At 35.6% G+C, this 12,586-nt stretch carries 13 protein-coding genes; 3 read left to right on the forward strand and 10 right to left on the reverse strand.

Annotated features, from left to right (window positions below; genetic code table 11):
• Position 1: 1 nt before the first annotated feature.
• From AB8P06_RS09455 to panD, 3 genes are all read right to left on the reverse strand, one after another.
• Positions 2-577 (reverse strand): TerD family protein, encoded by a 576-nt coding sequence (locus AB8P06_RS09455; protein ID WP_369840795.1) that lies wholly within the window; start codon positions 575-577, stop codon positions 2-4.
• A gap of 147 nt (positions 578-724) precedes the next feature.
• A complete protein-coding gene (locus tag AB8P06_RS09460; protein ID WP_369840797.1) occupies positions 725-1,753 on the reverse strand; it encodes a lysylphosphatidylglycerol synthase transmembrane domain-containing protein in 1,029 nt (342 codons plus the stop codon).
• Between the two features lie 3 nt (positions 1,754-1,756).
• Entirely contained in the window at positions 1,757-2,107 is a 351-nt protein-coding gene (panD, locus tag AB8P06_RS09465; protein WP_089027581.1) for an aspartate 1-decarboxylase, read from the reverse strand.
• A 399-nt stretch (positions 2,108-2,506) separates the two neighbouring features.
• Here panD and AB8P06_RS09470 point away from each other — a divergent pair, with 399 nt between their 5' ends.
• The gene (locus tag AB8P06_RS09470; protein WP_007840750.1) at positions 2,507-2,797 is read left to right on the forward strand and encodes an HU family DNA-binding protein; all 291 of its coding nucleotides are present in this window, start codon (positions 2,507-2,509) and stop codon (positions 2,795-2,797) included.
• Positions 2,798-2,940: 143 nt separating this feature from the next.
• On the opposite strand, the gene pdxH is transcribed toward AB8P06_RS09470, so the two are convergent.
• Positions 2,941-3,585 (reverse strand): pyridoxamine 5'-phosphate oxidase, encoded by a 645-nt coding sequence (pdxH, locus tag AB8P06_RS09475; RefSeq protein WP_369840800.1) that lies wholly within the window; start codon positions 3,583-3,585, stop codon positions 2,941-2,943.
• 24 nt (positions 3,586-3,609) lie between these two features.
• On the opposite strand from pdxH, the gene AB8P06_RS09480 reads away from it, so the two are divergent.
• Together AB8P06_RS09480 and AB8P06_RS09485 are read left to right on the forward strand one after the other, a co-directional pair.
• On the forward strand, positions 3,610-4,158 hold the full coding sequence (locus AB8P06_RS09480; RefSeq protein WP_369840802.1) for a YqgE/AlgH family protein: 549 nt from the start codon (positions 3,610-3,612) through the stop codon (positions 4,156-4,158).
• A 110-nt stretch (positions 4,159-4,268) separates the two neighbouring features.
• Entirely contained in the window at positions 4,269-4,850 is a 582-nt protein-coding gene (locus tag AB8P06_RS09485; protein ID WP_369840803.1) for an N-acetylmuramoyl-L-alanine amidase family protein, read from the forward strand.
• Between the two features lie 79 nt (positions 4,851-4,929).
• Here AB8P06_RS09485 and AB8P06_RS09490 read toward each other — a convergent pair whose 3' ends face one another.
• From AB8P06_RS09490 to AB8P06_RS09515, 6 genes are all read right to left on the reverse strand, one after another.
• On the reverse strand, positions 4,930-5,739 hold the full coding sequence (locus tag AB8P06_RS09490; protein ID WP_369840804.1) for an aminotransferase class IV: 810 nt from the start codon (positions 5,737-5,739) through the stop codon (positions 4,930-4,932).
• Between the two features lie 72 nt (positions 5,740-5,811).
• Positions 5,812-6,198 (reverse strand): START-like domain-containing protein, encoded by a 387-nt coding sequence (locus AB8P06_RS09495; RefSeq protein ID WP_007840736.1) that lies wholly within the window; start codon positions 6,196-6,198, stop codon positions 5,812-5,814.
• 313 nt (positions 6,199-6,511) lie between these two features.
• On the reverse strand, positions 6,512-7,687 hold the full coding sequence (locus AB8P06_RS09500) for an aspartate aminotransferase family protein (RefSeq protein ID WP_369840979.1): 1,176 nt from the start codon (positions 7,685-7,687) through the stop codon (positions 6,512-6,514).
• 566 nt (positions 7,688-8,253) lie between these two features.
• Complete coding sequence (locus tag AB8P06_RS09505) at positions 8,254-9,996, reverse strand: OstA-like protein (RefSeq protein WP_369840805.1); 1,743 nt, start codon at positions 9,994-9,996, stop codon at positions 8,254-8,256.
• 3 nt (positions 9,997-9,999) lie between these two features.
• Complete coding sequence (locus AB8P06_RS09510) at positions 10,000-10,473, reverse strand: Fur family transcriptional regulator (protein ID WP_369840807.1); 474 nt, start codon at positions 10,471-10,473, stop codon at positions 10,000-10,002.
• Positions 10,474-10,541: 68 nt separating this feature from the next.
• Complete coding sequence (locus AB8P06_RS09515; protein ID WP_369840809.1) at positions 10,542-12,536, reverse strand: KUP/HAK/KT family potassium transporter; 1,995 nt, start codon at positions 12,534-12,536, stop codon at positions 10,542-10,544.
• Between the last annotated feature and the right edge of the window lie 50 nt (positions 12,537-12,586).

A 12,586-nucleotide genomic window follows, 5' to 3' on the forward strand; every position in this document is an offset into this window, starting at 1 on the left:
ATTATTTGATGATTTGTCCTTTATAGTATTTTTCCAGGAAGAAGGCCAGATCAGCTCTGTATCCGATTCCTGAGGCTTCAAATTTCCAGCTTCCGCCACGCTTGTACAGCCTTCCGAATTCTACTCCTGTTTCAATGGAAAAATCTTCATCCAGCTCATATTTTGCAATTTCCTGATTGCTGATATTATCAATAATCCTGATGTATGAATTCCGAACCTGTCCGAAGTTTTGCTTTCTTCTTTCAAAATCTTCTATGGTTACTACAAAAAGAATTTCTTCAACTCTGCTGTCTACTTTTTCCAGGTCAATAATAATGGATTCATCATCGTCACCGTCACTGTTTTTACCGCTGGAATCATCTCCTGTGTGGGTTAAAGCTCCATCCGGAGAATTCAAATTATTATAAAAAATAAAATATTCTTCACTCACTAATTTTCTGTCAGCATCAATCATGATTGCCGAAGCATCAAGGTCAAAATCATATCCTCTTCCTTCATTCGGATCCCAACCCAAACCTATGGTCATCTTTGTAAATCCTAAATCTATTCTTTGTCCTTTCTGTAAATTAATTGCCATAATAATAAATCTGTTGTTTCATCTAAGGTAGCGATGATTAGGGAATTGTCCAAATATATTTGATGTTAAATTATGTCAATATCAAGCTAAAAAAATCCGATCAAATAATGACCGGATCTGTATATTTTTTAAAATCTAAATTAAAAATCAGCCTTTAATTTCCTGCTCAGAAACTACTTTATTTCTAGCTTTTGCCAGCATCGGAATGGAAATCAGTCCCATTACCAGCATAATGGTAATCTGTAATGGTAAAGAAATAAAGGAATAGGTAAGACCCATTTCACCGCCCAGCTCTGCACTTTTCCCCATCGATATAAACAAAGCCATAAAACCGAACTTCATCGCAAGGTTAAAAGCACCGATTCCGCCACTTGCAGGAATGATCATTCCCAGTGTTCCAACTACAATGATAAAGAAACCGTCTGCTATGGTAAAGTCCGAAGTTTCAGGCAATGCAAAGCATACCAGATATGCTGCAAAGTAATAGGAAATCCAGATTCCTAAAGTATAAAGGATGAATTTACCTTTATGTTTCAGTTTAAAAATTGAAGTCAGTCCCTGAAAAATCCCATCTATAAAACCGATAATCTTTCCTAAAACAGGAATGGCAGCCAGCTTCTTTTTAAGCATAAAGAATAAAACGGTCCCTGCCACCAAAATCAAAAGAATAATCAGAATTTTATTCGGGTTGATATCAACTCCTGAATTTTCATAGAAAGACAGGATCGCTTTGTATTTAAAGATCATGGTTAATCCTAAAAAACCCATCATACAAACCAGATCCACTACCCTTTCAAGAATAATGGTTCCAAAAGATTTGTCTACCGGAACTTTCTCCACGCCGTATAATGCTGTTGCCCTTGCTACTTCACCACTTCTCGGGATGGTAAGGTTCATGAGATAACCGAACGAAATAGACCATAATGAATTGGAGTTGGAAATCTGATGCCCCATGGGTTCCAGAAGAAGATTCCAGCGGATCGCACGAAACCAGTACGCCAGAATTCCAAATACGGCTGCAAATAAAACCCAAAGGTAATTGGCTTTAGCGAGTGATTTCTGTATAACTTCAAAATCAAGCCCTTTTAATGCCAGCCATAAAAAAAAGCCTGCGAAAGCAAGCGAAATTACAACTGTAATTACTGATCTTATGGGATTAGTTGATTTTTTCTCCATAAATCAGGTAAGAAGGTTTGTTTTTTCATCCGGAAAGACAATCTTCGGCTGGAATGTTTTTGCCTCTTCAGGAGTCATCTGCGCATACGCAATAATGATAATGATATCATCTTTCTGCACTTTTCTTGCGGCAGGGCCATTCAGACAGACTTCTCCGGACTTTCTTTTACCTTTGATGATGTAAGTATCGAAACGCTCGCCGTTATTTACATTAACGATATACACCCTTTCACCCACTACCAAACCTGCAGCTTCTATAAGGTCTTCATCGATCGTTATACTTCCAATATAATTAAGGTCTGAGGCTGTAACTCTTACCCTGTGAATCTTAGATTTGAAAACTTCTATTAACATGCTGCAAATTTATTAATAAAAATTAATAAAAAGATGTTTTACCCTTATTTTAAAAGTCCCAGACAGCCAGCTATTTAATTTTACAAAACACAAAATATCGGGATTTTAATTACATAATTTACAATCATATCGACAAAAGCATCAATAGTTTACACGAAATTCAGGATTTAATAAATACAAAAAACAATATTAAATTTATGCTAAAGTCAATACACATAAGCATTTGGCATGATTTTAGTGACGGGTAACGTAGATTTTTCGTGAAAACTCAAATTATCATATTTTAATTGTTTTCATTAAAAATTAAAAAAATTGCACAAGTTTTAATAAAATAATTGCACAATTAGAAAATAGTATTATATTTGCTATAATTACGAACCAACTTTAATATTAAAAATTATGAACAAGTCTGAATTAATCGACGCAATCGCAAAAGATGCAGGAATCACTAAAGTTGCAGCTAAGTCTGCTCTAGAATCTTTTATCTCTAATGTAACTTCTACTTTAAAGAAAAAAGACGGAAAAGTTTCTTTAGTAGGATTCGGTACTTTCTCAGTAGCTGAGAGAGCAGCTAGACAAGGTATTAACCCTGCAACTAAAAAACCAATCAAAATTGCTGCTAAAAAAGTTGCTAAATTCAAGGCTGGTGCTGATTTATCAAATGCAGTTTCCGGTGCTAAGAAAAAATAATCATTCAGATTAAAAAAATTCAAACCTCATCGATCGATGAGGTTTTTTTATTGGAAATTGGTGACTTCGAGAACCTCAGTTACCATTTGTATATCAGTCGTCGCTTTTTATATCAGTTGCTGCAACTTTTTTTTAAATAAAAACTACGGAGCCAACCTGGAAATTTTCCAATCCAGATCATCAATCAATTCATAAACAATCCTGTCATGCAATCTGTTGGGCCTTCCCTGCCAGAATTCGATTTCATAAGGTCTCGCTAAGTAACCACCCCAATTTTCAGGTCTTGGCACTTCGGTATTTTCATATTCCTTTTCAAGATCTTTAAGCTTTTCTTCCAGGAATTCTCTATTGGGAATTACCTGACTCTGTGGGGAAACTGCAGCACCAAGCTGGCTTCCTTTCGGTCTTGAATGAAAATATCCGTCACTGAGGTTTTCCGCAATTTTTTCAAGATTGGCTTTGATAATAATCTGTCTTTCAAGATTTGGCCAGAAAAAATGAAGACAAGCTTTATGACTTTTCTCTATCGCCCGGCCTTTTTTACTCCCGTAATTGGTATAAAAAATAAATCCTTCATGCGTATAAGCTTTTAATAAAACCATTCTGGTTCTTGGGCAACCGTCATCTTCCACGGTAGAAATTGCCATTGCATTGGCTTCTGAAATATTTGGATTTTCCGATGCTTCAAGAAACCAATCCCTGAATTGCTCAATGGGATTTTGTTTTATCTCACTTTCAATAAGTTGGGATTTGTCGTAGACTTTTCTTTTATCATGAAGGTTTTCCATAAATATTTTTTATTAAATTTGAGTATGAATTACTCATACAAAGGTAAAATATTAATCTCCACCCCTGATATTTCCGGTGATATTTTTTCCAGATCGGTAGTGCTTATTATTGAACATAACGAAAGCGGTGCATTTGGTTTGATATTAAACAAGAAAAACAGTCAGATGAGTACTAAGTTCAAAAACTTTTTTGACTTTAAAATTGAGGTGTATGATGGCGGCCCTGTAGAGAACGATAAAGTATTTTTTATTGTAAAGGGTAAGAAAGTTACTGAAATCTATACAGAGATTACAGAGGAGTTTTATCTGACCGAAGATATTGAAAATATTATCAGTGCTGTTCTCAGTGGTGAGCTAAGCATCAATGATGTAAAAATATTTTCCGGCTATTCCGGCTGGTCTGCATCACAACTGGACAGTGAGATTCAGAAAAAAATGTGGACTGTGGTAGATATTTATAATTTGGATTACACCCTTCCGAATGACCAGACCCTCTGGAAATCTATTATGCAGAATCTGGGTGGCGAATACTTATTGTGGGCCAATTCCCCGGAAGACATTTCCCTGAACTAGTTATCACGTTTTCAATTTAAAGCGGTTTAAAAAATTAACAAATTTTAAGCTTCCCTTAACCAATTTTTAAGAAAGAAATTCCGTTCTTTGGATAACCAAAAATCACTGCAATGAAAGGAATCAAACTACTTGCTTTATCTCTCTTTTCGACAGCATTTTTATCTTTTACCCCAATCAACAAAAAATACATTATCATTGATGCCGGACATGGCGGGAATGATTTAGGGACAAATCACAGTGGCGTTTATGAGAAAGAGATTACTTTAAATATCGCAAAAGAAATTCAAAAATTTAATGAAACTCAGGAAAAATATGAGGTTATTCTAACCAGAAGCTCAGATGATTTTCCGACTCTTAGCGACAGAACCAATAAAATTAACGAACTAAAGCCAGAGATGGTAATTTCTTTACATATGAATAGCAATCCTGAACAAGAGACTGCTAAAGAAGGAAAGGAAATTTTTGTTCAAAATTCTGATGAATCCCGAAAACTGGCTGAAAAAATTTCTCAAAAATTCGGATCTTGCGAAATCAAAGAACGCAACCTGCATATCTTAAGAGAATCTAAATCTCCGGCAGTAATAATGGAACTTGGATTTATCAACAATAAGAAAGACAGAGAATATGTCTCCAGTGAAAAGGGACAAAAAGAAATCGCACAAAAATTCGTAGAGGTCATCAGCGAATACTAATAAAAAAACAAATTCTGGACTATTCAGAATAAAACCCGGTAAAGGACTTTGGGACTTTGTTGTTTACCGGGTTTGTCAATTAAAAACTTTTCTTCCAGCTTTCTACCATTTCTAAAAAACGGGAGCTTTCAAAAGTCTTATTTCTTATTTTACCTACAGAAAATATGCCTTTTTCGTCTGAGATCATTAAAATCTCTTCAGCTTTCTGAGATTCGAAGGCAATAATCTCGTGTTCCTGCGTATCCGCAAGGTTATTTTTATGTAAAAAAGTAACAAAATTTTCCAGTAAAGGAGAGATATAGGCTCCTTCAGACTGCTTCGGTACTTTAATGATATTTCCGTCTAAAAATAAAAGGTTTCCTGAAGTGGAACGGGCAATTCTCTTATTGGGATTAAGCAGGATTACGTCATCCAGATCATTTTCCTGGGCATAAATACTGCCATAGATGTTTTCCGGGCAATGAACCCTGATGTTGCTCAGCAGATTGTTGTTGACATTGATTTCTTTAATTAAATCCAATTCCAGAGGTCTTTGATTGACAGCCAATACATCTTCTTTTTCATCCACTTCATAAAAATAAGAAACGGATGATTTGGAAAGAGTGATTCCGTCTGAATTCCTGAATACCTGAAAATTAATAATTCCATTCTGTATTCCTTTTTCTTCGATTACTTCTTTTTGAAAAAGCTGTTGAAAAAATTCAAGGGTATAGGTCAATGGAATATTCATTCTCATCTTTCTCATAGAGGCCATCAGGAAGAAATAGCATTCTTCATCTATAATAAGTCTTCCCTCTCTCACAAAGAAAGAAACTTTCACTGCGTCTCCGGAAAGGAACGCTCTGTTTTTCACATTCAATTCGTCTGATGTAAAATATTGATTTTCCAATGTATGATTTATTTATAAAAAAATAATGAACGATAAATCGTTCATCAGTTTTACCATTTATACAACTTCAGGTTATGCTGCACCTAATTTTATTCTAAGGTTTTCGATAAGGTTTTCCCAATACATTGCATTTTCTTCCTCATCACCTTCTTCGCAGAAGTCTGTAATATTTAAAGCTAAGTCTTCTGTAATATCATCAATTGTGATCGTCATTTCAAAGAAATTTTTTGTTCCTTCATCTTCTTCCCATCTGAAACGGACGAAACCTTCCGGCTTATATCTAATCAAAGTGGCCTTTTCAGCAGGGCCTCCACCCCAGCTAAAAAAGAAATCATCCCCTTTTTCTACTACCTCATCCGCAAACCATTCAGATAATCCCTCTGCCGTCGCCAGATACTCATATAAAATCTCTGAAAGACAATGCATTGGAAATTCGTAATGGACTTTATGTTTCGCCATATAATCTTTGTTTTAATCGTCCCGCAATATATAAATTAATTTTTTTATTACACAAAATTGTATTTACTTTTTTACATAATCTGCATGATTTTTATCAGAGATTTTAAATCACTGTAGGACGTTGTTTTTAAACAGAAAAACTACGATGCAATGCATATTTTTGATTGAAGATTAAGAGCTCATAATTGCCTGTCTCAGATAAAAGTTAAAGACTTTTAGACAAACTGTATAAGCCTTGCTTATCCGTGATTATAAATATCAACTATTTCAATCTTGCACTCTTAACGATAAACTCTCAACCTTCAACTACTAATCAGTTTTCATTTAAAACGTCCAGAATAATCTGGCAACCTTCTCTGATTTCATCTTCAGAGATGGTCAATGGCGGTGATATTCTCAGGTATTCATTTCTGTAGAGCTGCCAGAAAACAATCAATCCTTTTTCCATACATTTTTTGGCAACATCCAGAGTATATTCCGGAGAGCCTAAGTTTACCGCCAGCATAAGTCCTCTACCATTTACATTTTTAATTTTAGGATGCACCAAAAGCTCTCTGAATAATTTTTCTTTTTCGTCTACAAGATCCATCAAACCGCTTTCCAGAACTTCTTTCAGTGTTGCATGACTGGAAGCTGCAATTAAAGGATTTCCTCCGAAAGTGGTAATATGCCCAAGCTTCGGGGAATGTGACAGGGAATCCATAATTTCTCTTGAGCTCATGAAAGCACCAACCGGTACTCCACCGCCCATTCCTTTTCCCATCACCAGAATGTCAGGAACAATTCCATAATGTTCAAACGAAAATAGCTTTCCTGTTCTTCCGAACCCCGGTTGAATCTCATCCAGAATTAAAAGAGCGCCCACTTCCTCACATCTCTTTTTTAATTTAATCAGATAATCGTTATCCGGCACCAGGAATCCCGCTGCTCCCTGAATGGTTTCCAGAATCACACAGGCTGTTTTTTCAGTGATTTTATCAAAGTCCTTTTCCTTATTGAATTCAATAAAGCTCACCATCGGCAATAAAGGCCGGAATTCTCTTTTGTGGAATTCATTTCCGGAAACACTTAAAGCTCCGTGGGTATTGCCGTGGTATGAGTCTTTAAATGAAACAATTTCTTCTCTTCCCGTATATCTTTTGGCTAGTTTTAAACTTCCGTCAATGGCTTCTGCGCCACTATTCACGAGATAGGTAACTTCAAGAGGTTCAGGAGTAGCTTCTGTCAGTAATTTGCATAATGCAACCGGTTTTTCCTGTGCATATTCTCCATACACCATTACATGCAGGTATTTTTCTGCCTGTTCTTTGATCGCTTCTACAACTTTTGGATGAGAATGCCCCAGTGTATTGGCAGAGACCCCTGCCACAAAATCCAGGTATTTCTTACCGTCTGCCCCGAAAATATAACTTCCTATTGCTTTCTCAACTTCAAAACCGGCAGCAAATTTTGTCGTTTGCGCCTGATAGCTAAAAAAATCTTTTTGCATTTCCATTCCTGTAAAAATTTCAGCAAAGCTAAAAAACATTCATTAAATGCCGAAATTATCCTGATAGAATAAAAGAATCGCCCCTGATAAAAAACCAAGGGCGAATCACCAAATCACAAAAATACTAATATAGCTGACTTTCTTTTCAGCTGTTACTGGTAACACCGTATCTCTTTATTTTCAGGGTAATATATTACCTTGCAAACGTATTCAGGAGTCGGGTTTAAAAGAAGGTTCCTGATAGAATAAATATATAAAATATCCCATATAAAGATGTAAATAATTCACTATTTAACACATAGGAATAAAAAACAATATTTAATTCAAATATTAAATATTAGATTATTTATGAATAATTAATAGTAATAAATATTTTACATCCATTTATAATTGATCCATAAAATAAAAAGAAGCAAAATAAAATTTTAAAAACATTAAATATTTATCTTATTTTTTAAGCCATTATTTGCATAAAACGCGGCCATTTTCGTTCCGAAAATGGCCGCGTTTTATAGTTTATAGAAAAAATTTAACTCCAATTATGGAAGCCGGCTCCCTAAATCGAATTATTTCCTTGTCCGTTTAGGTTTTTTAGCCTCTTCTTTAGCTTTTTCTTTTTCAACAGCTTCCTGTGCCTGATTATATAATGTATTGTCAGCTTCATACTTTATTTCCTCATGATTTGGAGTATCGACAAGGATATCCTGCCATTTCATGATCCGGTCTTTTGTGTTCCAGTTAAAATCCGGAAACTTTCTTTTTTCAGGCTCCAGTTTACTCATAGGATAAGTATCGGAAGTCGCCCCGATATTACAGGAAACAATCTGTATCGCTTTTTCTTCGAATATCGCATCAATGATTCCGCAAGAAGTAAGAGATATTCCAATTCTTTCATTTTCCTTTGTTTTTTCATTGAAATCATCTGCATAAGTAATTGATTGGGCATTCCCGATGACTTTCGCTTCTTTTATATCGCTGTTTTGATAATAGACTGTCATTAGCTTTCCTTTCACCTGATTGAATTCATCTTTCAGGTTGAGAGAATCTACTTTGCTTATTGCAAAGGCATTTCCTATTACTTTCAGAGAGTCAAGATCCTGAGTTGTGGTATTGAAGTAGGCTTCCACTTTATCTCCGGTTACCTGTTTTTGTCCGCTCCATAGGATGGGTTCGGTATACATATGCATCACTCCGTCAGTTTCATTAAAGGCGATGGAATCTGCTCTTCCCTGAGCATTGGATTTATAGAACCTTCCTTTTCTGAATGCTCTCAGGAAACTCTTCTTTTTGGTAACATCTGCAGTATCCGGTTTCTGGAAAGAAATAATTTTTTCCGCAGCAAAATAAATGGAATCTTTTTCAAAAGCTTTTACCGCATAAGGATTTTTAGTCATCATCGCAGAATCTTTCTTTTCAAAGATCTCTCCGTAGCCTCCTTTTATCCATCTCCTTTCTTCAGGATCATCTAAGGTGACATTTCCGGTTGCTGTTCCAAAACCTGTGATCTGATTATAGTACATATCATCACCGGTAAGAATTTTATCATTATAAAAAATCTTGGAATTTTTATTAAGATAAGCTTCTTTAGAATTCATTTTGTAAGTCCCTCGTTCGGTATAAACCCTGTTCTTGGGATTAGCACGGTTGGTAATGGTAGTCGGCCCGAAAAACTCAGCAACTTTGGTATTCTGGTTTTGTTTAATATTAGCGCCCTCTACAATATAATCTTTACTGTCAATTTTTACATTTCCGACAAAATCAATCATCTTGGTATCAAGAAAGTAGGTCGCGGTTTTTGTATACATGACGTTCTCACCATCAGAAATCGTTCCTCCCGTATTAAAATAGGCCTGGTTAGAAAGTCTGTCATAATAGAGAATATCTGTCCTGATCGTCTGCTTGGGATCAGTAAGAACTACATTTTTCCGGGCAACTCCTTTCTGGGTATTCCCGTCATATTCCATTTCTGCAGCAGTAATTACAGAACCGTCCGTATTCTGTAGCCTGGTGTTTCCAATTGCTTTTACAAAGTTCTCTTCATTGTACAGCACCACTTCATCGGCAGTAAGGATAGAACCCTGATGCTCGATTTTCACATTTCCCTGAAGGTATTGGTTGCCGTCATATTTTGCAGGATCTTTTTTAATATAATCTGCATGAATGATTTTCACTTTATCCTCTGGTCTCAACTGCTGTGGCTGGTTTTTCACCGGATTTTGCAAATAGGGATCTCTCTGCGCAGGTTTTTGCTGACCATGCACTAATGAAAGTGTGGAGATAAAAAATAACAGAAAAAGAATCAGTCTCATTGATTATTCATTCTTAGTGCCATAAAAATACAGCGAATGAGAATCAATTTTTACGCCAAATGCTTCTTCAATTGCTTCTTTAATGCCTTGAATCCTAGGATCGCAGAATTCTATAATCTCCTGGATCTCCTTATCAGAATCTTTTTTGTAAATCACCAGATGATCATGCTGTTTATCAAAATAAGATTTTTCATAAGATGATGAAGTAAGTGTTTTCTCACCAAACTGGTGCTTACGGATTAACCCCGCATCAAGGAAAATCTCAATAGTATTGTAAATCGTTGCTTTAGAAACATGATATTTTTTCTGCATCATCAGAAGATACAGATCATCTACATTAAAGTGATGATCCATATTATAAATCTCTTCTAATATCGTATATCTTTCCGGAGTGTTTCTGAAACCCTTTTCCAGTAAATAGTTTCTTAAAACATCCTTGATTAAAGCAATATTTTTTTCTTTTTGTATCGTATCCATCAAAAAAATTATCTACAAATTTATCGATTTTTATTTAAATAAATGTCAGACTCAATTGTTAAAGGATCTTAACTATTATGACGTAAAAATTCAGCCTGCTCGATTTTATGATCGTAAACTGTGAGCTCCGTAATAGGTGCAGACTCCACTACCACGTTGTGTGAAGTGACTCCCCATGACTTGAAATCATCGCTTCCGATATACTTCACAAAGTTGTAAATATTAAGGGTAATCTTCTGTTTAACAGTTAAAAGTATATCGTTGATATAGGTGTTATCTATTACTACATACTTAAGATCCGGCGGAATGTTATGTGCTCTTAAAGAAGGATGGCTGCTTCTTGAAGGAATCGTTCCGTCAGCCATCAGATCTTTTAAAACCATATTGAAATAATCATTGATTCTTCTGTCAACTTTAAATCCTAAAAGGAAATTGATTTTATAGATAGTTCCCGGTAAAACTTCATCAACCGTATATTTAAAGGTATATGGATCTTCTTGGTTTACAATACTTAATATAAAATAATGATCGGCTCTTTTCGGCTGCTTTTTGATGATTGAATAGATAATTTTAGATTCTACTTCATCATTTCTTTTGGCTCTGCTTAAATAGGCAAGATTGGTAGCATACTTAGGAATTGTTTCATCCAATTTCATATCCTTAATAATTGAAACATAAGTCTCAATCTTCACAAAATTGATGAATTTGGTTTTGATTAATCGTCCGTTGTACCATGCATACATACAAACTCCGATAAATCCGCCTAAGATCACCGTGATCCAACCTCCTTCAAAAAATTTAATGATATTGGCACTGAAGAAGCCTAATTCAATAGCCATATAAACCATTGCAAAGAATAAAATAAGTCCTTTATTGACTCTGTGTTTCAGTAACCAGAACATTAATAATATTGTAGTCATCAACATCGTGACGGTAATTGAAAGCCCGTATGCCGCTTCCATTTTCCCTGATTCTCTAAAGTGGAGAACCACAATAATGCACAGAATTAAAAGTCCCCAATTGATTCTGGGAATATACATTTGCCCTTTAACACCCGATGGATAATCAATTTTTTGATTAGGCCATAAATTAAGTGACATTGCTTCAGAGAAAATAGTAAAAGATCCGGTAATTAACGCCTGGCTGGCAATAATTGCTGCTGCAGTCGCTAAAATAACTCCGGGAACGATCATCCATTCTTCCATGATTCCAAAGAATGGGTTTACTACAGAAAAGCCGGGTTTCCCATAATTGGTCAAAAGCCAGGCTCCCTGCCCAAGATAATTTAAAATAAGCATGATCTTCACAAATCCCCAACTTACTCTTATATTTTTAGCACCACAGTGTCCCAGATCCGAATATAGAGCTTCTGCTCCGGTTGTACAAAGGAAAACGGCTCCAAGGATGACAATTGCACTGGGAGAGTTTACAATAAGCTTGTAAGCGTAATAAGGATTGAAAGATCTTAAAATTTCAAAATTTTCACTTAAATGCATTACTCCCAAACCTCCTAAAACCAGGAACCAGACCACCATTACAGGACCAAAAAACTTTCCGATAAAACTGGTACCAAATTGCTGTACTACAAAGATTACAATTAAAATCCCAATAGTAATGGGAACAACAGGTGTATGCGGATTATAGATTTCGAGACCTTCAATGGCCGACATTACGGTAAGTGAAGGTGTTATAACGCCGTCGGCTATAAGAGCGGCAGCTCCTACGATGGCCACAAGATACAACCAGCCTTTTTTAAGATTTTTTACGAGAGAAAATAAAGCTAAAATACCACCTTCCCCTTTGTTATCTGCTCTTAAAGCGATAATAACATATTTTACGGTAGTCTGGAGGGTTAGCGTCCAGATAATACAGGAAAGAGCTCCTTCTATGTACTCATTGAAAGGCATAGTACTACCTCCTTCTCTTGCATTCACAATCGCTTTCATTACGTAAAGCGGTGAGGTTCCTATATCTCCGAAAACAATTCCAAGAGAGACTAAAACTCCAATAAAAGAAAGTTTTTTAATGTCAAAATGATGACCACCTTCAGTAACTTCTGCCATATCAGCTTATTTAATTTTAAAAGCGCAAATTTATACTAATTTTATGACCT

The sequence above is a fragment of the Chryseobacterium tongliaonense genome, from assembly GCF_041224435.1.
In the GTDB taxonomy this organism is placed as follows: domain Bacteria; phylum Bacteroidota; class Bacteroidia; order Flavobacteriales; family Weeksellaceae; genus Chryseobacterium; species Chryseobacterium tongliaoense.